Source organism: Pseudomonas sp. REP124, from assembly GCF_020164475.1.
GTDB lineage: Bacteria > Pseudomonadota > Gammaproteobacteria > Pseudomonadales > Pseudomonadaceae > Aquipseudomonas.
In genome coordinates this window covers 1-19,222 of the sequence record NZ_JAIQWX010000043.1, presented here as the reverse complement: position 1 = coordinate 19,222, position 19,222 = coordinate 1, and the positions used below count along the sequence as shown (strand labels likewise).

General features: G+C 61.3%; 19 protein-coding genes. 11 read left to right on the top strand and 8 right to left on the bottom strand.

The window, feature by feature from the left end; genetic code table 11:
* Positions 1–63: 63 nt before the first annotated feature.
* Positions 64–1,248, bottom strand: coding sequence for a 4-hydroxybenzoate 3-monooxygenase (gene pobA, locus K9857_RS13090; protein ID WP_224536375.1), 1,185 nt, complete (start codon positions 1,246–1,248; stop codon positions 64–66).
* 190 nt (positions 1,249–1,438) lie between these two features.
* Here pobA and K9857_RS13085 point away from each other — a divergent pair, with 190 nt between their 5' ends.
* Entirely contained in the window at positions 1,439–2,335 is an 897-nt protein-coding gene (locus tag K9857_RS13085; protein WP_224536348.1) for a helix-turn-helix domain-containing protein, read from the top strand.
* A gap of 20 nt (positions 2,336–2,355) precedes the next feature.
* Here the strand turns inward: K9857_RS13085 and K9857_RS13080 are convergent, their stop codons facing one another.
* The gene (locus K9857_RS13080) at positions 2,356–2,532 is read right to left on the bottom strand and encodes a hypothetical protein (protein WP_170948630.1); all 177 of its coding nucleotides are present in this window, start codon (positions 2,530–2,532) and stop codon (positions 2,356–2,358) included.
* Between the two features lie 249 nt (positions 2,533–2,781).
* Positions 2,782–3,687 carry a LysR family transcriptional regulator gene (locus K9857_RS13075; RefSeq protein ID WP_224536347.1) on the bottom strand — a complete coding sequence of 302 codons (906 nt, stop codon included), beginning with the start codon at positions 3,685–3,687 and terminating at the stop codon, positions 2,782–2,784.
* Between the two features lie 227 nt (positions 3,688–3,914).
* Between K9857_RS13075 and K9857_RS13070 the strand changes: the two genes are divergently transcribed.
* Positions 3,915–4,793, top strand: coding sequence for an MBL fold metallo-hydrolase (locus K9857_RS13070; protein WP_224536345.1), 879 nt, complete (start codon positions 3,915–3,917; stop codon positions 4,791–4,793).
* Between the two features lie 84 nt (positions 4,794–4,877).
* On the top strand, positions 4,878–5,492 hold the full coding sequence (locus K9857_RS13065; RefSeq protein WP_224536343.1) for an NAD(P)-dependent oxidoreductase: 615 nt from the start codon (positions 4,878–4,880) through the stop codon (positions 5,490–5,492).
* 165 nt (positions 5,493–5,657) lie between these two features.
* Here the strand turns inward: K9857_RS13065 and K9857_RS13060 are convergent, their stop codons facing one another.
* On the bottom strand, positions 5,658–6,539 hold the full coding sequence (locus K9857_RS13060) for a LysR substrate-binding domain-containing protein (RefSeq protein ID WP_224536341.1): 882 nt from the start codon (positions 6,537–6,539) through the stop codon (positions 5,658–5,660).
* Between the two features lie 158 nt (positions 6,540–6,697).
* On the opposite strand from K9857_RS13060, the gene K9857_RS13055 reads away from it, so the two are divergent.
* The 6 genes from K9857_RS13055 (at position 6,698) to K9857_RS13030 (ending at position 14,122) form a co-directional block, all read left to right on the top strand.
* Positions 6,698–8,335, top strand: coding sequence for a 5-guanidino-2-oxopentanoate decarboxylase (locus tag K9857_RS13055; protein ID WP_224536339.1), 1,638 nt, complete (start codon positions 6,698–6,700; stop codon positions 8,333–8,335).
* On the top strand, positions 8,332–9,780 hold the full coding sequence (locus K9857_RS13050; protein WP_224536337.1) for an aldehyde dehydrogenase family protein: 1,449 nt from the start codon (positions 8,332–8,334) through the stop codon (positions 9,778–9,780). The genes K9857_RS13055 and K9857_RS13050 overlap by 4 nt, the downstream gene beginning before the upstream one ends.
* Before the next feature lie 217 nt (positions 9,781–9,997).
* Positions 9,998–11,101 (top strand): ABC transporter substrate-binding protein, encoded by a 1,104-nt coding sequence (locus K9857_RS13045; RefSeq protein ID WP_224536335.1) that lies wholly within the window; start codon positions 9,998–10,000, stop codon positions 11,099–11,101.
* Positions 11,102–11,294: 193 nt separating this feature from the next.
* Positions 11,295–12,203 (top strand): ABC transporter permease, encoded by a 909-nt coding sequence (locus K9857_RS13040; RefSeq protein ID WP_224536333.1) that lies wholly within the window; start codon positions 11,295–11,297, stop codon positions 12,201–12,203.
* Entirely contained in the window at positions 12,200–13,048 is an 849-nt protein-coding gene (locus K9857_RS13035; protein ID WP_224536330.1) for an ABC transporter permease, read from the top strand. The genes K9857_RS13040 and K9857_RS13035 overlap by 4 nt, the downstream gene beginning before the upstream one ends.
* Before the next feature lie 18 nt (positions 13,049–13,066).
* Positions 13,067–14,122, top strand: a complete 1,056-nt coding sequence (locus tag K9857_RS13030) for an ABC transporter ATP-binding protein (protein WP_224536328.1) — start codon at positions 13,067–13,069, stop codon at positions 14,120–14,122.
* Positions 14,123–14,247: 125 nt separating this feature from the next.
* On the opposite strand, the gene K9857_RS13025 is transcribed toward K9857_RS13030, so the two are convergent.
* Positions 14,248–15,180 (bottom strand): AraC family transcriptional regulator, encoded by a 933-nt coding sequence (locus K9857_RS13025; RefSeq protein ID WP_224536326.1) that lies wholly within the window; start codon positions 15,178–15,180, stop codon positions 14,248–14,250.
* Positions 15,181–15,517: 337 nt separating this feature from the next.
* Here K9857_RS13025 and K9857_RS13020 point away from each other — a divergent pair, with 337 nt between their 5' ends.
* Together K9857_RS13020 and K9857_RS13015 are read left to right on the top strand one after the other, a co-directional pair.
* Positions 15,518–15,871, top strand: a complete 354-nt coding sequence (locus K9857_RS13020; protein WP_224536324.1) for an antibiotic biosynthesis monooxygenase family protein — start codon at positions 15,518–15,520, stop codon at positions 15,869–15,871.
* Between the two features lie 40 nt (positions 15,872–15,911).
* Positions 15,912–16,142: a hypothetical protein gene (locus K9857_RS13015; RefSeq protein ID WP_224536323.1), complete on the top strand. Its 231-nt coding sequence runs from the start codon at positions 15,912–15,914 to the stop codon at positions 16,140–16,142.
* Here the strand turns inward: K9857_RS13015 and K9857_RS13010 are convergent, their stop codons facing one another.
* From K9857_RS13010 to K9857_RS13000, 3 genes are all read right to left on the bottom strand, one after another.
* Positions 16,143–16,772, bottom strand: a complete 630-nt coding sequence (locus K9857_RS13010; protein WP_224536321.1) for a flavin reductase family protein — start codon at positions 16,770–16,772, stop codon at positions 16,143–16,145.
* Positions 16,773–17,015: 243 nt separating this feature from the next.
* Positions 17,016–17,387, bottom strand: coding sequence for a heme utilization protein (locus K9857_RS13005; protein ID WP_224536320.1), 372 nt, complete (start codon positions 17,385–17,387; stop codon positions 17,016–17,018).
* 322 nt (positions 17,388–17,709) lie between these two features.
* Positions 17,710–19,029, bottom strand: a complete 1,320-nt coding sequence (locus K9857_RS13000; RefSeq protein WP_224536318.1) for an MFS transporter — start codon at positions 19,027–19,029, stop codon at positions 17,710–17,712.
* Between the last annotated feature and the right edge of the window lie 193 nt (positions 19,030–19,222).

The following is a 19,222-nucleotide window of genomic DNA, read 5'->3' as shown; positions in this document are numbered from 1 at the left end:
AGTGAGAGTCCCGCACGAGGCACGGGCGAGCGGGGATGCTCGCCAGTGTAAGTCGGTAGCAGGCTATTCGATAGCCTCATAAGGAAGCCCGACGTAATTTTCTGCAATAGTTTTTCTACCGGCTTCGGAGTCGATGAAGTATTCCAGTTCCGACTCGGCAATGCGCTGGCTGAAGGCGTCGTGCTCCTCGAAGCGGTGCAACATCGAGGTCATCCACCAGGAAAACCGTTCAGCTTTCCACACTCGGCGCAGGCAGATTTCAGAGTATTTCTCGAGCAGATCGACACGGCCTTCGCGGTAAACCTTCAACAGGATATTGAACAGCGTGCTGACGTCGCTCGCCGCCAAGTTCAGGCCCTTGGCACCCGTGGGCGGGACAATGTGCGCGGCGTCGCCGACCAGGAACATGCGCCCGTACTGCATGGGCTCGACCACAAAGCTGCGCAGCGGCGCGATGCTTTTTTCGATGGACGGTCCGGTCACCAGATTGTCCGCCAGCGGTTGCGGCAGGCGGGTCTTGAGTTCATCCCAGAAGCGCTGATCGGACCAGTCTTCGGCCTTCTCCTCGGCAGGGACTTGCAGGTAGTAACGGGTGCGTGTGGCCGAACGCATGCTGCACAGTGCGAAACCCCGTTCGTGGCGGGCGTAGACCAGTTCGTCGTGGACCGGCGGGGTGTCAGCCAGAATCCCCAGCCAGCCAAAGGGGTAGACCCGTTCGAAGACCTTCAGGCACTCGGCGGGAATCGACTGCCGCGCCACGCCGTGGAAACCGTCGCAGCCGGCGATGTAGTCGCAATCCAGGCGATACAACTCGCCGTCCTTCTCGAAGGTGACGAAAGGTTCTTCGGTTTTCATGCCATGGGGCACGACGTTGGCGGCCTGGTAAATCGTCTTCGCGCCGGCCTCCCGACGAGCGGCCATCAGGTCCCGGGTGACTTCGGTCTGGCCGTAGATCATCACGGTCCTGCCGTCGGTGAGTGCTTGCAGATCGATGTGTACGCGACGACCATCGAGGGCCAGTTCGAAGCCGCCGTGGACCAGTCCTTCGGCGTCCATGCGCTGACTCACACGAGCCTCACGCAACAGCTCTACCATGCCCTGTTCGAGGACCCCGGCACGGATGCGACCGAGTACATAGTCGCGTGTCTGGCGTTCGAGGATCAGGGTGTCGATGCCGGCGTTGTGCAGCAACTGACCGAGCAGAAGTCCGGATGGACCGGCGCCGATAATGACAACTTGAGTTTTCAGCGTTTTCATTATTTTTATGTCTCGCAAGCTTTACACCACCTGGGGCGGTGAGTGTTTTTTGTGGATCGAGTGCTTGCATTTTTCACTTGCGAGTCTGTCAATTGAAGGTGAAAACTGAGCCGATACCTGTACATTCTGCCAATCGGTGCGATTATCGCCCGTCATCAACTCCGAGGCCTGGATTGAAGTGATGAACAAGCCTGACCTGCCTTCGATTCCAGTGTTCAAGCTCTACGGTGAAAGCCTGGATTGGCCGACCCCCGACTTGCTGCACTGTGAAACCATCTCCAAACGCAGCCGCGAACATCAATGGGAAATCAAACCTCACCGCCACGCCGATCTGTGCCAGTTGCTCTTCGTATTCAAAGGTCAGGCAGAGCTTGAAATCGAAGGCAAACGTACGCATCTGACGGAACCGGCGATCCAGATCCTGCCACCGCTGTCGGTGCATGGATTCCGTTTTTCAGAGGACGTCGAAGGTTTTGTGGTGACCCTGGCCGCGCCCCTGATCGCTCACCTGCAGGCGCAGCTCGGGCATTCGGTGAATGCGCTGGCCCATGCCGAGAGCTATCCGGCCGCGCAGGACGCCGATTACCTGCATAGCCTGTTCGCCGCGCTGCAAGCCGAGTACACCAGCCATCAGCCGGCGCGGGACATGCTCATGCATTCGCTGGTCAGCGTGATCATGGTCTGGGTCAGCCGCCAGGTGATCCAGCGCCATACCGCCAACCAGCGTCCGCAGCGGGCGAGGGAGTACCTCAACGGTTTCATTCAACTGGTGGAAGAGACTTACCGGCAACACGTCAAGGTCGAGGACCTGGCCCATCGGCTGGGCATCTCCGTGTCGCACCTCAATGGCACGTGCCGCGAACTGGCGGGGCAGCCGGCGTTGCAGATCATGCACGAGCGGCAATTGCTGGAGGCCAAGCGCTTGCTGACCTACACCAGCATGACGATCTATGAAATGTCCGACCTGTTGGGCTTTTCCGATCCGACCAACTTCACGCGCCTGTTCCGGCGCCGTGTCGGTATCTCGCCCAAAGCATTCCGCGACCGCTTGAAGGCCGATCAGGACAACCCGAGCTGAAGCGATCTTCGAAAGATCGTTCAGCGCAGGGCGTTGAGGGTGGCGTTGTGGGGAATGCAACGCTCGAAATTGCAGCTGGCGTAGTCACGGGGCAGGTTGCGCAACTGCTCGACGCGCCAGGCTGCCGCGCCATAAAGCCCGAGCGTGACCGCGCAGGTGATGAAAATGGCGAGGTACCTTCTTGTTCTGATGTTCATGGCATAGACCTCTGAACGAATACCCTTGGGTATTACCTTGAGCATAGGTCAGGGGCGGCGAGTTGCCAGTGTGTTGGGGGTGTGCATGTGACGCGGTATTCAGAACACTGATGAACCCTGTGGGACCACTTTGTGGGAGCGGGCTTGCCCGCGATTGCGGTGGTTCAGTCAACACCAGTGTTGAATGTCATGCCGCCATCGCGGGCAAGCCCGCTCCCACAGGGGATGTGTTCCCACAGGCGGATGTGTTTACAGGCCGGCATCCCAAGCAGGCTCTTCGGGAAATCTCTCCACCAGAAAATCCAGCAAGCTGCGCAACGCCGCCGGCATGTGCTTGCGCGAGGCATACACCGCATACACGTTCATCTGCCGTGGTTCGGCTTGCGGCAGCAGGCGCACCAGTTCGCCGCTGTGGATATGCACCCCGGCCTGATAGGTCGGCAGCATCGCCACGCCGGCCCCGGCCATCGCCGCGCGCAGCAGGGTGCTGGCTTCGTTGGCGCTGATGTTGCCCTGCACCGGCACCGAAACCTGCTCGCCGTCCTGTTCGAAATGCCACAGGCTCTTGCCGAAGTAGGAATGGGTCAGGCAGTTGTGCCTACTCAGGTCCTCGACCCTTTGCAGTGCCGGGTGCTCGCGCAGGTAGGCGGGTGAGGCGCAGATCACCGAACGACACACGGTCAGGCGCCGGGCGATCAGGTTGGGGTCCAGTTCGGTGCTGGTGCGAATCGCCAGATCGATGCGCTCGTCCACCAGGTTCACCGTGCGATCGATCATCTGCATGTCGATGCTGACACCGGGGTAGCGCTTCACATAAGCGGCCATGGCATCGGCCAGTTGCGCCTGACCGAAGGAGGTGCTGACGCTGATGCGCAACTGGCCGCGCGGCGCATCCTCCGGTTCGCTGACCGCAGCCTGCAAATCGTTGCACAACTCCAGCATCTGCCGGCAACGGGGCAGGGTTTCGCTGCCGGCGGCGGTCAGGCTCAACTTGCGCGTAGTGCGATGCATCAGGCGTGCGCCGACCCAGTCTTCGAGCTCCGCCAGATAGCGGGACACCACCGGCCGGGACAGCTCCAGATGCTCGGCGGCGGCCGACTGGCTACCCAGGTCGACCACCGTGACGAACACCCGCATTGCTTGTAGACGATCCATGATTTGCCCGATTTCAGAAATAAACTATGTCTGAGCATCGCATTTTTTGTATCGATCCGGGCAACTAAGCTCTGCCTCATTCCCCGATCCTGTAGGAGCGAGCACGCTCGCGAAGGTCGTGAACGATGACGCTGGCAGCCTGACACCCAGCGGTGTTCTCGGGTGCATCGCGAGCATGCTCGCTCCTACAGGGGGAGTGGCGATCTTCTTGGACTACGGAGCAACAAATGATCGGAATCTCTTCTATCAAGCGTATTTTGCTGACTGCAGCGGCCCTGGCTTTCGCCGCCCACGCCAGCGCATCGACGCTGACCCTGGACGTCTATAACCCCGGCGAAAAGGCGATCTTCCCGGTGACCTCGGTGCTAGTCAGCGGCGACAAGGACGCGATCCTGGTGGACGCGCAATTCGGCAAATCCCAGGCCGAGCAGTTGGTGGAGAGAATCCGCGCCAGCGGCAAGCAACTGACCACCATCTACATCAGCCATGGCGATCCCGATTACTACTTCGGCCTCGACACCCTGACCGCCGCATTCCCCAAGGCCAAGGTGCTGGCCTCGCAGCCGACCGTCGACCACATCAAGCACACCGTCGACGGCAAGCTGGCGTTCTGGGGGCCGAAAATGGGCGCCGATGTGCCGACCAAAACCATCGTGCCCGAGGTGCTCGAGGGCGACAGCCTGATGCTCGAAGGGCAGAAGTTGCAGGTGGTGGGGCTCGAGGGCAAACAGCCGGATCGCAGCTTCGTGTGGATTCCGTCGATCAAGGCGGTGCTCGGCGGTGTGGTGGTGGCAGAAAACATCCACGTGTGGATGGCCGACACCCAGACACCGCAGTCCCATGTCGACTGGTTGGCTACGCTGCATTCCATCGAAACCCTGAAGCCGACAACCGTCGTGCCCGGTCATTACCTCGGTAACAGCGCCCGTTCCCTGGCGGCAGTGAAGTTCACCGCGGATTACATCAAGGCCTTCGACGAAGAAACCGCCAAGGCCAAGGATTCCGCGGCGCTGATCGCGGCCATGAAAAAGCGCTATCCGAAATTGGGCGAAGAAAGCTCTCTGGAGCTGAGCGCCAAAGTCGCGAAGGGCGAGATGAAGTGGTAACCCGCTGTTGCCCTTGATCTGTGTAGAAGCAGCCTTCGGCAGCTCCTACACAAGCAATCGATGTTCAATCCACTGGAGAGAGTCATGAGCAAAATCGCAATCATCGGTGCCACCGGCCGTGCCGGCAGCCAACTGCTGGAAGAAGCCCTGCGTCGCGGTCACAGTGTCACCGCCATCGCCCGTGATCCGTCGAAGATCGGTCAGCGTGCAGGCGTGGTCAGCAAGGCGGTCGATGCGCTGGATGGCGCCGCGTTGCAAGCAGCCGTCGCCGGGCATGACGTGGTCATCAGCGCAGCGCATTTCGCCACGCTGCCCGCCAGCGCCGTGATCGGGCCGGTGAAGGCCGCCGGGGTCAAACGCCTGCTGGTGGTGGGCGGTGCCGGGTCACTGTTGCTGCCCGACGGCACGCGGGTGATCGACAGCGAAGGCTTCCCCGAGGCCTACAAGGCCGAGGCGGGCGCGGGGGCGGTGTTCCTGGAGAACCTGCGTCAGGAAAGGGATCTGGACTGGACCTTTGTGTCGCCGTCGGCGGAGTTTGTCGAGGGTGAACGCACCGGGACATTCCGGGTCGGGAAGGATGGTTTGCTGGTGAGCAGCCAAGGGCGCAGCTGGATCACTTTTGCCGATTATGCGATCGCGATGCTGGATGAAATCGAAGCGCCGAAGCACTCGCGTCAGCGTTTCACTGTCGGTTACTGAAAACACCGGACAGGGTGCATCTGATACCCCGTGTCATCGTTAAAGACCATCGCGGGCAAGCCACGCTCCCACAAGGTTTTGTGTCGAATGAAAAATGTGTGACCGGCGCAAAACCTGTGGGAGCGGGCTTGCCCGCGATGGCGGCCTGACAGGCAAAGCACCATTTCACCGCGCCTGAGCCTGCTCCACCAACCACCCCATCAATTCCCGCAGTTTCGCCGAAGGTGCAGGTTTTTCCGGGAAGACCAGGTAGTAGGCCAGCCCGGTTTTCACCTTCAAATCGAAAGGCATGACCAGCCGCCCGGCACTCAGGTCATCGCCGATCAGCGACCAGTCGCCAATCGCCACGCCGGTGCCCTGGGACGCCATCGACATGGCCAGGTCCAGGGTTTCGAAATGCTGGCCCTTGCTGACGTTGGTCAGGTGTACATCCGCCGCCTTGAGCCAGGCCTTCCAGTCCCGTTCATCGCGAGTGGGGTGCAGCAGCAGGTGCTTTTGCAAGTCATCCGGCGTCTGTAATGCGAGCGATCCTTCAAGCATCGGCCGCGAGCACACGGGCGTCAGTTGCTCATCGAACAGCAATTGCGACTCCAGCGCACTGTCGGGTGGGGCGCCATACATCACCGCCGCATCGAATTGCTCGCGATGAAAATCGACCCCGTGCTTGACCGTAGTGGTCAATTCCACCGGTACGTCCGGCCGCTCCTTTTGCCATTGCAGCAAACGCGGCAGCAACCAGCGCATGACGCAGGTCGGGGCCTTGAGTTGCAGGGTTTCGCGCTTCTCGCCGACCTGTTCCACGGCCTCGTCGATCAGGCCGAAAATCTGCTGCACCCGTGGCAGCCAATCCTTGCCTTCGGCCGTCAGATCCAGTCCACGGGCCTGACGAACGAACAATTCATAACCGAGAAAATCTTCCAGCCCGGCGATCTGTCGGCTCACTGCGCCCTGGGTGATGTGCAGCTGTTCGGCGGCCCGGGTGAAATTGCAGCACTGCGCGGTAATCAGGAAGGTGTGCAGGGCCGGCAGGGGAGGCAGTCGTTTCATTGGTATCCAAGGTATGACGTGAGGACATGGCTAGTATGACTTTTTATCCATTGTTAGGGCTACGTGTCGCCCGTTCAATGAGGCCATCCCTGGACCTGCCAATTCATCATAAACACTGCGCAGGCCCGGCGTCTCAAACGAACAAGAAGGGCATACAGATGGCGACGTGCGGCGAAGTATTGGTCAAGTTACTCGAAGGTTACGGAGTCGAGCAGGTGTTCGGCATTCCGGGTGTGCATACCGTCGAGCTGTACCGCGGGCTGGCCCGTTCGAGCATCAACCACGTCACTCCACGTCACGAGCAAGGCGCCGGCTTCATGGCCGACGGCTACGCCCGTACCAGCGGCAACCCAGGTGTGTGCTTCATCATCACCGGTCCCGGCATGACCAACATCACCACGGCGATGGGCCAGGCCTACGCCGACTCGATCCCGATGCTGGTGATCTCCAGCGTGCAGACGCGCAATCAGCTGGGCGGCGGTCGCGGCAAGCTGCACGAGCTGCCGAACCAGAGCGCACTGTGTGCCGGTGTCGCCGCGTTCTCCCACACCCTGATGTCGGCCTCGGAATTGCCGGGTGTGCTGGCCCGCGCCTTCGCCCTGTTCCAGGCCGGTCGTCCGCGCCCGGTGCACATCGAGATTCCACTGGACGTGCTGGTTGAGGAAGCCGATGACCTGCTGGCCAGCCTGCCGGTCAACATCGACCGCGCCGGTGCCGCACCATCTGCCGTGAGCCGCATGACCGAGCTGCTGGCCGGCGCCCAGCGTCCGCTGATCCTCGCCGGTGGCGGTGCCATCGATGCCGCCGCCGAGCTGACCGAGCTCGCCGAACTGCTGGACGCGCCGGTGGCACTGACCATCAACGCCAAGGGCATGCTCGAATCCGCTCACCCGCTGCTGATCGGCTCCACCCAGAGCCTGGTAGCGACCCGTGCGCTGGTGGCCGAGGCCGACGTGGTTCTGGCCATCGGCACCGAACTGGCCGAGACCGATTACGACGTGACCTTCGCCGGTGGTTTCGAGATTCCCGGCAAGCTGCTGCGTGTCGACATCGACCCGGACCAGACCGTGCGCAACTACCCGCCGCACGTGGCCCTGGTCGCCGATTCGCGCAACGCCGCCCAGGCCTTGCTCAGCGCCTTGTCGCACAAACCACTGGCCGAACGCCGCAACGATTGGGGCCAGGTACGCGCCGCCCGTCTGCGTGAAGAACTGGCCGCGAACTGGGATGCGCCGACCCTGGCCCAGACCCGTTTCCTTGAGACCGTCCTGCACGAATTGCCGGACGCAGTCTTCGTCGGCGATTCGACTCAACCGGTGTACACCGGCAACCTGACGTTCAACCCGGAGCGTCCGCGCCGCTGGTTCAACTCGTCCACCGGCTACGGCACCCTCGGTTACGCCCTGCCGGCGGCGATTGGCGCCTGGCTCGGTGGCAGCGTTGAAAACGGCGCGCGTCCACCGGTGGTGTGCCTGATCGGTGACGGCGGCCTGCAGTTCACCCTGCCGGAACTGGCCAGCGCCGTCGAAGCGCGCACTCCGGTGATCGTCCTGCTGTGGAATAACCAGGGCTACGAAGAGATCAAGAAGTACATGGTCAACCGCGCCATCGAGCCGGTGGGCGTCGACATCTACACCCCGGACTTCATCGGTGTGGCCAAGGCCCTGGGCTGCGCGGCAGAAGCTGTCGGCAACGTCGACACGTTGCGCAGCGCCCTGCGTGCCGCCACCGATCGCCAGGGCCCGACCCTGATCGAAATCGACCAGGCGACCTGGACCCAGGCGGTGTCGAAATGAGTTTTCCTACGACGCTGGATGGCCTGTACATCGACGGCAAATGGTCCGCCGGCAGTGAACACCTGCGGGTGATCAACCCGGCCACCGAAGCGCTGTTGACCACCGTTGTCGGCGGTGATGAAACCGCGGTCGAGCAGGCCGTCAGCGCGGCGACCCGAGCGTTCGTTGACTGGTCGAAAACCAGCGGTGCCGAGCGCGGCGCGATTCTGCGCAAGATCGCTGCCGGTGTCGCAGCCAATCGCGAACAGTTGATGCACCTGCAGTCGTGCAACAACGGCAAACCGCAATTCGAAGCGGCCATCGACGTCGATGACGTGATCGCCACCTTCGAGTACTACGCCGGTCTGGCCGAAGGGCTGGATGCGAAACAGGACAGCAACGTCGAACTGCCGAGCGATGACTTCAGCGCCCGCCTGCGCCGCGAGCCCTGCGGTGTGGTCGGCCTGATCGTGCCGTGGAATTTCCCGATGGTCACCACCGCCTGGAAACTCGCCCCGGCCCTGGCCGCCGGCTGCTGCGTGGTGCTCAAGCCGTCGGAAGTGACGCCGCTGCCGGAGCTGGAACTGGCAACGATCATCGCGCAAGCCGGCTTGCCGGCCGGTGTCTTCAACCTGGTCTGCGGCACTGGCCTGGCCGTGGGTGCGCCGCTGTCGGCGGACCCGCGCCTCGCCAAGATTTCCTTCACCGGCAGCAACGCGGTGGGCGTGCAGGTGATGCAGCGCGCGGCGGAATCCGTGAAAGGCGTGAGCCTGGAACTGGGCGGCAAATCCTCGCTGCTGGTGCTGGCCGATGCCGACATCGAACTGGCGGTGGAAGTGGCCTGCGGTGGTGGTTTCTTCAACGCCGGGCAGATGTGTTCCGCCACCAGCCGCGCGCTGGTCGCCGATGAACTGGCCGATGAATTCATGACCCGTCTGAAGGCCCGCGCCGAAGCCATTCGCGTGGCCGACCCGTTCGATCCGAACGTGGAGATGGGCGCGTTGGTGAACCAGGCGCAGTACCAGCGCGTACTCGGTCACATCGATCGCGGCCTGAGTGCGGGTGCGAAACTGGTGTGCGGCGGCAACCGTCCGGTGGATCTGCCGCGCGGTTATTTCCTGCAGCCGACGGTCTTCACCGACGTGCCCCTGGACAGTGCGCTGTGGTGTGAAGAGATCTTCGGCCCGGTGATTTGCGTGCGCCGTTTCAGCTCCGAAGCCGAGGCGATCGCCCTGGCCAACGACAGCCAGTTCGGCCTGGTCGCCAGTGTGGTCAGCGGCAATGCAGAGACGGCCGATCGCGTCGCCAACGCCTTGCAGGCGGGCCTGGTGTGGATCAACGCCCCGCAGGTGATCTTCCCGCAGACCGCCTGGGGTGGTTACAAGCAGAGCAGTATCGGCCGCGAATTGGGGCCGTGGGGCTTGCAGGCGTTCCAGGAAATAAAGCACGTGGTGCGCGCCGTCTGACGGCACGAAAACGGGCGTCGCATGCCTCCTTGTGAGGCATGCACTGCCGTCATGGCTCCAATGAGTTTTTATCGATAGTCAGGTGTTTTGCACGACCTCAGGATGAACCCGCCGGCTCAGCCAAGGCCCCCAAGAACAGGGGCCGAAGAGGCTGACTCGACGCACAGATGCACGGTTGCTACCAGTCTCATACTTACAAAAATAATGGGAGTCCGTAATGGGCGAGCACGATCTGAACAGACGTCAATTCATCAAAACCGTAGGCGTCGCCTCGGTTGCCGCGGCCGCCATGAGCATGCCGTTCATCAAGGCCAGCGCCAGCGATACCCGCTTTGCCGGCAAGACCCTGCGCCTACTGACCTGGTCCGATGACACCGGACTTGCCGCACTGCGCAACATCGCCGCGACCTTCGAAGACAAGTACGGCTGCAAGGTCGTCGCCGACCGCACCGGCAGCACTTCGGAAATGGTCGCCAAACTCAAGGCCGGCGGTGATCGTCCGCAGTACGACATCATCACCCTGGCCGGTGTCGGCGCCGAAGGTCTGGCCGCCGCCGACCTGCTGGAAAAACCCGACCTCAACCGCATTCCCAACCTGGTCGACGTACCGGAGAAATACCGCACCGGCGCCAATGGCCACGGTATCGGTTACCTGCTCTGGTGCAACAGCCTGGTCTACAGCACCCGCACCATCAAAGAGACGCCGGACAGCTACGCCGCCCTGTGGGACGCCGAGCTTTCGCCGAACATCTTCCTGCCGCCGCCGAACTGGACCGAGGCCATGGACCTGATCATCATCGCCGCCAAATTGGCCGGTGGTGACGAGCACAACATCGAACCTGGCTTCAAGAAGCTCGCCGAGCTCAAGGACCGCGTGGTGACCCTGGGCGAGAACCCGAACCAGATCGCCGAGCTGTTCCGCACCGGCTCCCTGGACATGGGCGGCCTGTACGCACCGGCCTTCTTCCCCAAACAGATCCGCGACCCGAACTACGGCCTGGGCGCCACCTTCGGCATGAAGGAAGGTTTCTACACCGACCTGATGCTTTCGGTGATGCCGAAAAACCGTCCGGGCGACACCGATCTGGCCTATGCCTTCATCAACCACTCCCTGGACCCGCTGGTGCAGGGCAAGATGGCCGAAGACATCTACAACGGCCCGGTCAACGCCAAGGCGATCATCTCCGCCGAAGCGCGCAAGAGCCCGTTCATCCTCACGCCTGAACAGATCTCCGAGAAGGCGATCATGCATGACAACGCCTTCCTGGCGACCGTGCATGACCAATGGATTCGTCGTTACACGGAAATCTTTTCTTCCTGATCGAGTGACGAACACAAGCCTCGTTATCGCCACAAATCCAATGTGGGAGCGGGCTTGCTCGCGAATGCGGTATGACATTCAACATTGATGTCGACTGACACGGCCTCTTCGCGAGCAAGCCCGCTCCCACACGGGGACGATGTGGTTTCGAGTCTTGTGTCAGCCATTGCTTTCCATTGACGAGACCCTTGCTATGGAACACCAACCTCTGATCCATCCGGTGAGTGCCGCTCCCGTGCGCGCCGCTCGCGGTGTTTCGCCGACGGCCCGTGCCTGGTTTTTCCTCACGCCGTCGATGCTGTTTCTGGGTGTGCTGATTGCCGCGAGCCTTTTGGTACTGCGCATGAGCGTGGGCACCAAGGGTGCGGAATGGTCCGGGTTCAGCCTGGCCAGTTACGCCCAACTGCTCGAACCCTACTACCTCAAATCCCTGCTGCTGACCCTGCGTCTGGCGCTGATCAGCGCGGTGATCGCCGTAGTCCTGGCGATCCCGGTGGCCTACACCATGTCGCGCCTGACTTCGCCTTTTGTGCGCCGAATCTTCCTCGCAGCGGTGCTGCTGCCGCTGCTGGTCAACCTGCTGCTGCAAAGCTACGGCTGGCTGGTGATTCTCGGCCCGGGCGGGATGCTCAACCAGGCGCTGATGGGCCTGGGCCTGATCAAGCGACCGATCATGCTGCTGTACAACCAGAACGGCGTATTGATGGGCCTGGTGCAGACCGCCTTCCCGCTGGCCGTACTGCCGATTGCCAGCGCCATGCGCGGCGTCGCCCGCAGTTACGAAGAAGCCGCCGCCACCCTCGGCGCCAGCCGCTTTCAGGTGTTCCGCCAAGTGGTATTGCCGATGAGCCTGCCGGGGATCATCACCGGCGCGACCCTGGTGTTCGCCTACAACGCCAGCAGTTTCGTGGTGCCGCTGCTGCTCGGTGGCCGTCGCGTGCCGATGCTGGCGGTGATGGTGCATGACCAGATCGCCCCGCTGATGAACTGGCCCGCCGCGTCCGCCGCCGGTGTGGTGCTGATCGTCACCACCCTGTTGATCATGACGCTGTCCGAATACATCACTGGCCGTCGTCGGCGCATGCTGGAGGCTTCGCAATGAGTACCCTGATCAAAAAGCGCCAGTCGCTGCTGCCCGGCGAGACCGGCAAGTTCGCCGGCACCCTGTCGGGTTTCATCCTGCTGCTGGCGGTGCTGCCGATCCTGACCATGATCGTCATGTCGTTCAGCGGTTCGTCGAACCTCGACTTCCCGCCCGCCAGCTACAGCCTGCAGTGGTACAAGGCCGCCTGGCACACCTTCGTCTCGCCGGATGCCAGCGATGTGCTGAGCCTCGGCCAGGCCATGGCCACCAGCCTGCTGGTGTCGTGCCTGACCATGATCTTCGCCACGCTGATCGCGGTACCGGCTGCCTATGCGCTGACCCGCTGCGAGTTTCGTGGCAAGGCCGTGGCGCTGCAACTGATGTCGCTGCCGCTGGTGTTCCCGATGGTGGTGTTGGGCCTGGCCCTGCTGCTGGTGTTCGACAGCCTGCCGTTCCACATGACCACCTCGCGGCTGGTGATCGCCCACGTGATCCTCGCATTGCCCTTCGTGGTGAAGAACTGCACCGCAGCCATGCTCTCCATCGGCACCGAAGTGGAAGAAGCTGCGCAAATGCTCGGTGCCTCGCCCATGCGGGCGATTGTCGATGTGGTGGTGCCGTTGATGAAGTCGGGGATTCTGGCGGGGATGCTGCTGGCGTTTATCGTCTCGTTCAACGAATTCACCGTGACCTATTTCCTCTACACCATCGACGTCATGACCGTGCCAATCTGGATGTACAGCCGCACCGTGTCGTCTCTGGATCCCACCGTATTTTCGTTTGCCGTGCTGATCGTGCTGATCGACTTCGTCCTGATCTGGGCGCTGGAGAAGCTGGTTGGTGAAGGTGGCGTTTCGTTCTGATTTCTTGAGGTAGTTCTTATGTCTGGTCTGATTCTGGAAAACGTCGAGAAACATTACGGCTCGGCCTGCGCGGTAACCGATGTGAACCTGCATTTGCCCGAGGGCAAGCTGGTGTGTTTCCTGGGGCCTTCGGGCTGCGGCAAAACCACCCTGTTGCGGATGATCGCCGGGCTGGAATCCCTGACCGGTGGCGAGATCCGCCTGGACGGTGAAGACATCGGCCACACCCCGGCGCACCTGCGCAACTTCGGCATGGTCTTTCAATCCCTGGCGCTGTTCCCGCACATGACGGTGGGGGAGAACATCGCCTATCCGCTGAAGCTGCGCGGCGTCAGCAAGGCGGATCAGCACAAGCGGGTGGTGGAGTTGCTGGAACTGATCCAGCTCAAGCCGATGATCGATCGCCCGGTGGCCAAGCTGTCCGGCGGTCAACGCCAGCGCGTGGCGATTGCCCGGGCGATTGCCTCGCACCCGAAAATTCTCCTGCTCGACGAGCCGCTGTCGGCGCTGGACGCCAAGCTGCGCGAATCGATGCAGGTGGAAATCCGTCAGCTGCAACAACGCCTGAACATCACCACCATCATGGTGACCCACGACCAGCGCGAGGCCATGACCATGGCCGATATCGTGGTGGTGCTGGGTGAGCATCGGGTGCAGCAGGTGGGCACACCGATCGAGATTTACCGCCACCCGGCCAACGAATTTGTCGCCGACTTCATCGGCTCCGGCAACATCTTCCCGGCCACGGCGCTGGGCGATGGCAAGGTCAGCCTGCCGGGCGGCGACGCTCTGCAGGTGCCGATCTGCAGCAGCATTGTGGTGGGGGAGAAGGTGAAGATGCTGATTCGCCCTGAGGATCTGCAACTGTCCGCGCCGCAGGCTTCGGCGGGGAATAGGTTGCTGGGCAAGGTGACGTTTGTGCGGGATATCGGTGCGACCATCGAGACCACCGTCGAATGTTCCGGGGTGACCTTTACGGCGCTGAGTACACCGAATCAGGGGGTTGGTTTGGGCGTTGGACATCCGGTGTCGGTGACCTTGCCGGCTGGGGCTTGTCGGGTGCTTGGGGCGTAATGCTCGCCACCTCCCCTTGTAGGAGCGAGGCTTGCCCGCGAAAGCGTCATATCGGCCAACATCAATGTTGAATCCGAAATAGCCTTCGCGGGCAAGCCTCGCTCCTACAAGGGGGAGGCAATCCGTTAGACCGACAACCGCAACCGCGCCAAATCCCGCAACGGCGGCGCCCCGAACAACCGGCTGTACTCCCGACTGAACTGCGACGGGCTTTCATACCCAACCCGATACCCCGCCGCCGAAGCCTCCAGTCCTTCGGCCAACATCAGCCGCCGCGCCTCCTGCAAGCGCAGCTGCTTCTGATACTGCAACGGACTCATCGCCGTCATCGCCTTGAAGCGATGGTGCAGGGTCGACACGCTCAGGTTAACTTCCTTGGCCAGATCATCGATGCGTAACGGCTGTTCGTAATTGCCATTGAGCCATTTGATCGCCTGGCTGATGCGATGGCTCTGGCTGTTGGCGATGGCGATTTCATACAACCGGTGGCCCTGTTGGCTGCGCAGCAGGCGATAGAGGATTTCCCGGCGAATCAGCGGCGCGAGCATGGCGATGTCTTTCGGTGTGTCGAGCAACCGCGCCAGGCGCAGCACCGCATCGAGCATCGCGCTGTCCAGGCGTTCCACATACAACCCACGACCGGTCGGCCGGGCCGGAACGCCCATGGGGCCGGCGTCGGCGATCAGCGCGGTGATTTCCGCCGGGTCGATGTCCAGCCGCACGGCCAGAATCGGTTCGGCGGCGGTGACATTGACCACCCGCCCGCTGAGCGGCATCGACACCGAGACCACCAGGTAATTGAGCGGATCGTAATTGAAGTACTCGTCCGCCAGCCGCACTTCCTTTCGGCCCTGGGCCATGATGCACAGCGCCGGTTGCGCGAGCACCGGGGCGAACTCGTGGTTCTGACTGTGGCGCGACATGAACAGCGAACCGATAGCGGTGGCGTAATTGCCGTCTTCGGCGGTGTGACTCCGGATGATCGCCGCCAATTCCGCGCGCTGCTTTTCCATCTCGGCATCCGGTGGCGGGGCTTGAAACTGATCGAATGACGACATGCGTTGGCATCCTCGTTAACGCATCGGTAATGGGCCGAGCTTAAGTTTGTGCAAGCAAAAGCGGTAGACACATCCTGCCTCATACTTGCCTGATTCTGCACGGGCTTGTGAGTCGGCCCTGACATGGCAGGAGGTAGAGGGCGAAACTTGCTTGAAACTCGTGTGACGTAACGGTGACCGAGTTTTACATATTTTTACAGGTTGCCCCGACACGCTCGCAGGATCGTGCAACGCGGCGGCAGGAATCGACTAACGACGCAGGTGCAGCACCCCTTAACCTTTGATCCTGTCGCAGCCCGTCCCAAGGCTGCCACGCAACTCCTCGGGAGGATTGAACATGTCTAAGCAGATCCCCGTCAGTCATATGGCTTTTGTCCGGGCACGCGCCGGGCGTTCGCAAGAGCTGGGTGTGCGCCTGAGCGCACTGATCGAACCGTCCCGCGCTGCGTCAGGCTGCCTGAGTTTCGCCCTGCAGCATTCGCAAGGTGATCCGGACCTGTGGCTGGTGTCCGGCTTCTGGACCAATCAACAGTCCATGACCGCGTATTTCAGTACTCCGGCGATGGAGGTGTTTACCGAGTTGGTGCAGGACCTGGTGGTCAACAGCCTGGATTTCCACACCTTCAAGGACGTGTCGGAGGCGCATGCTTTGCGTCAATCCGGGGCGGCGGTACACAAACTGGCGGGTTGAGGGTTTAATGGCGCATTCTCAATCAGCCAGGATGCGCGACATGGCACGCAAAGCCTTTGAACACTTCGAAGCCGTATCGGCTGTAGTCCCCCGCGAAGGCGGGTATTACGCGGCGATCGCCACCAAAGCCATCGACGGCTCCGGTGCGCCTCGTTTCAACAAACTGCTGGAAGAGCAGACCTTCAAGACCGCCATGGCTGCCGACGAAGCGGCGGCTTTGCAACTGACTCACCTCAAGGGCGTCAGCGAAGATGGCGGACTGATCTGGTAATCATCGCTTCGCCCCGGGGCGATACATTTTGAACAACGCCTCAGGCCCCAGCTGGAAATAATCCGCCGGCCCGCCGCCGCGCAGAATCGGTTCTGCCGCGGCGGTGTCGTAGACCCCGTCCTTCAATAGCCATTTGGCGATATGCACGGCAACCACTTCGCCGAGGATCAGCCAGCTCGGCACCACGTTCCCGTCCGCGCGCTGCAATTGAATGATCTGCGTGACCTTGCATTCGAAGGACACCGGGGTTTCGGCTACCCGTGGCACCGAAATGATTTTCGAGGCCACCGGGGTCAAGCCCGACAGCTCGAACTCGTCGACTTCGGGACCGACGTTGGCGCAGCTCTGGTTCATCTGCTCGGCCAGCGGCCGGGTCGCCAGATTCCAGGCGAATTCGCCGGTCTGCTCGATGTTGTTCAGGCTGTCTTTGCGCCCGATGCTGGAAAAACCAATGATCGGCGGGATGTAGTTGAAGGCGTTGAAGAAGCTGTAAGGCGCCAGGTTCAACCGGCCTTCGGCATCCTGTGAAGAGATCCAGCCAATGGGGCGCGGGCCGACGATCGCGTTGAACGGATCGTGAGGGAGGCCGTGGCCGTGGGCGGGTTCGTAGAAGTGGATGTCGTCGGGCATGGGGCAATCCTTGAGTTCACAAGTCGCCCATGGTGCAAGGCCGCACGACATTTTTCCAGCGATCAAATCCCCCTGTAGGAGCGAGCATGCTCGCGATGGATGCAAGGGCACCGCGGGGTTTCAGGCAGCCCGCGTCATCGTTAACGTCCATCGCGAGCATGCTCGCTCCTACAGGTCCTTTTTTCAGCCCTCCAGAAACGACCAAGCCCGGCCGAAGCCGGGCTTGCTGTCACACGAGGTGAATCAGCTGATGGACGCGCCACCTGTGCGGTCGTAACCATCTTCGGCAACGGTAGCGCCGTTGGTGCGATCGTAACCATCTTCAGCGACGGTAGCGCCGTTGGTGCGATCGTAACCGTCTTCGGCGACGGTAGCGCCATTGGTGCGATCGTAACCGTCTTCGGCGACAGTGGCGCCGTTGGTGCGGTCGTAACCGTCTTCAGCAACGGTAGCCGAACCGGTGCGATCGTAGCCGTCAGCAGCAACAGTGGCAGAACCGGTGCGGTCATAGCCATCCGCTGCAACGGCGGAGCCAGTGCGGTCGAAACCGTCGGCGGCGAAGGTGTTGGCGGCGAGTACGGACAGGGCGATGGCGAGGAACAGTTTGGTTTTCATTTTCATTTCTCCAGATTCTTTGGCGTTTTGTGTCTTGGGCATGGGTTTCATGCTACGCCAATTAAACTGATTAAAAAGCGCAAAATAATGGTAGTAACAATCGATTAATTAGATATTAAGGCCGTCGGCCTTTTTCGCTTTCAAACATTGAGTGAGCGAAGGGCAATTAATCGATCAGGCAGGATCAAGGATGGAGGGCGGGCATTAACTCGTGATTAATCCGCCTTCCATGGGGATTAAGGAATTTTCATACAGGCATTCCAGATACAAAAAAGGGGCAGACCCCCGACGGTCTGCCCCTTTTGGTGAAGCGCGGCTGGACTTAGTCCGTAACGATCCGCGAATGCTTCTGGGTGTCCTTCATGGTGACGTACACCAGCAACGAAATGGCGATACAGCCGGTGACGTACCAGTAGTAGCCGGTTTCCATACCGATGCTCTTGAACCACAGGGCGATGTATTCAGCGGTGCCGCCGAAGATCGATACGGTCAGTGCGTACGGCAGGCCGACGCCCAGGGCGCGGATTTCGGTAGGGAACAGTTCAGCTTTCACTACCGCGTTGATCGAGGTGTAGCCGCTGACGATGATCAGCGCGGCCATGATCAGGAAGAACGCACCCCACCAGGTCTGGATGGTGTGCAGGGTCATCAGGATCGGTACGGTGAAGATCGTTCCCAGCACGCCGAAGGCGATCAGGATCGGACGACGGCCGATCTTGTCCGACAGGCCGCCGATGATCGGTTGCAGGCACATGAACAGGAACAGCGTGGCGGCGGAAATGGTGGTGGAGTCGGAGATGCTCATGCCGACGGTGTTCACCAGGTATTTCTGCATGTAAGTGGTGTAGGTGTAGAACGCCAGCGTACCGCCCATGGTCAGGCCGACCACGGTCAACAGTTCCTTCGGATGGCGCAGCAAGGTGCGCATCGCGCTTTCCTTGGCTTTGTCTTTCTTCACGAACGACTCGGTTTCTTCCATGCCGCGACGCAGATAGAGCGCGACCACGGCACACAGTGCGCCGATGGCAAACGGAATGCGCCAGCCCCAGGCGTACAGCTCTTCGGTGGTCAGAACCTGTTGCAGGATGATCAGCACCGCCAGCGCGATGAGCTGACCGGAAATCAGGGTCACGTACTGGAAGCTGGAGTAGAAGCCGCGACGCTCCTTGGTCGCCATCTCGCTCAGATAAGTGGCGGAGGTGCCGTATTCGCCACCGACCGACAGGCCCTGCAGCAGGCGGGCGAAAATCAGCAGGATCGGCGCGCCGATGCCGATGCTCTCATAGCCAGGGCTCAGGGCGATCAGCAGCGAACCGAAGCACATCAGGTACACCGACGCCATCAGCGCTTTTTTGCGACCGGCACGGTCAGCGTACAGGCCCATCAGCCAGCCACCGATCGGACGCATCAAAAAGCCCACGGCGAAAATCGCAGCGGTGTTCATCAGCTGTGCGGTTGAGGAACCGGCAGGGAAAAAGGTCTTGGCAAAGTACAGCGAGAAGGCGGCGTAGACGTACCAGTCATACCACTCGACCATGTTGCCGACGGAACCGCTGAAGATCGATTTGATGCGACTGGCAGTGGTCCTTTCTTTGACCGGCGCGGCGGCCGACCCAAGGGGCAGGGTATTGGAGTTATCCATTGAAGGATCCTTCGTTTAGTTGTTTTTGTGGAGCGCGTGCGAACGCGGCCTGCAGGGGCTATAGCAGGAGCTGTGCCAAGGGGGAGAGGGCCGGTTTAGAGGGGGTGGGGAGATTTGATGAGCGGAAATCCGCTTATATTGGAGGGAGGGTGAGCGGAAAATTGCTCATTCCATTTGGTTTTTTTGTGCCTGA

Bases quoted from the DNA above. Each gene is read 5' to 3' on its own strand.
- K9857_RS13040 (WP_224536333.1), top strand. From the start codon at position 11,295: ATGGAACACCAACCTCTGATCCATCCGGTGAGTGCCGCTCCCGTGCGC.
- K9857_RS13005 (WP_224536320.1), bottom strand. From the start codon at position 17,387: ATGAAAACCAAACTGTTCCTCGCCATCGCCCTGTCCGTACTCGCCGCC.
- K9857_RS13075 (WP_224536347.1), bottom strand. From the start codon at position 3,687: ATGGATCGTCTACAAGCAATGCGGGTGTTCGTCACGGTGGTCGACCTG.
- K9857_RS13000 (WP_224536318.1), bottom strand. From the start codon at position 19,029: ATGGATAACTCCAATACCCTGCCCCTTGGGTCGGCCGCCGCGCCGGTC.
- K9857_RS13035 (WP_224536330.1), top strand. From the start codon at position 12,200: ATGAGTACCCTGATCAAAAAGCGCCAGTCGCTGCTGCCCGGCGAGACC.
- K9857_RS13015 (WP_224536323.1), top strand. From the start codon at position 15,912: ATGGCACGCAAAGCCTTTGAACACTTCGAAGCCGTATCGGCTGTAGTC.
- K9857_RS13045 (WP_224536335.1), top strand. From the start codon at position 9,998: ATGGGCGAGCACGATCTGAACAGACGTCAATTCATCAAAACCGTAGGC.
- K9857_RS13070 (WP_224536345.1), top strand. From the start codon at position 3,915: ATGATCGGAATCTCTTCTATCAAGCGTATTTTGCTGACTGCAGCGGCC.
- K9857_RS13060 (WP_224536341.1), bottom strand. From the start codon at position 6,539: ATGAAACGACTGCCTCCCCTGCCGGCCCTGCACACCTTCCTGATTACC.
- K9857_RS13030 (WP_224536328.1), top strand. From the start codon at position 13,067: ATGTCTGGTCTGATTCTGGAAAACGTCGAGAAACATTACGGCTCGGCC.
- K9857_RS13085 (WP_224536348.1), top strand. From the start codon at position 1,439: ATGAACAAGCCTGACCTGCCTTCGATTCCAGTGTTCAAGCTCTACGGT.
- K9857_RS13080 (WP_170948630.1), bottom strand. From the start codon at position 2,532: ATGAACATCAGAACAAGAAGGTACCTCGCCATTTTCATCACCTGCGCG.
- K9857_RS13020 (WP_224536324.1), top strand. From the start codon at position 15,518: ATGTCTAAGCAGATCCCCGTCAGTCATATGGCTTTTGTCCGGGCACGC.
- K9857_RS13010 (WP_224536321.1), bottom strand. From the start codon at position 16,772: ATGCCCGACGACATCCACTTCTACGAACCCGCCCACGGCCACGGCCTC.
- K9857_RS13055 (WP_224536339.1), top strand. From the start codon at position 6,698: ATGGCGACGTGCGGCGAAGTATTGGTCAAGTTACTCGAAGGTTACGGA.
- K9857_RS13065 (WP_224536343.1), top strand. From the start codon at position 4,878: ATGAGCAAAATCGCAATCATCGGTGCCACCGGCCGTGCCGGCAGCCAA.
- K9857_RS13050 (WP_224536337.1), top strand. From the start codon at position 8,332: ATGAGTTTTCCTACGACGCTGGATGGCCTGTACATCGACGGCAAATGG.
- K9857_RS13025 (WP_224536326.1), bottom strand. From the start codon at position 15,180: ATGTCGTCATTCGATCAGTTTCAAGCCCCGCCACCGGATGCCGAGATG.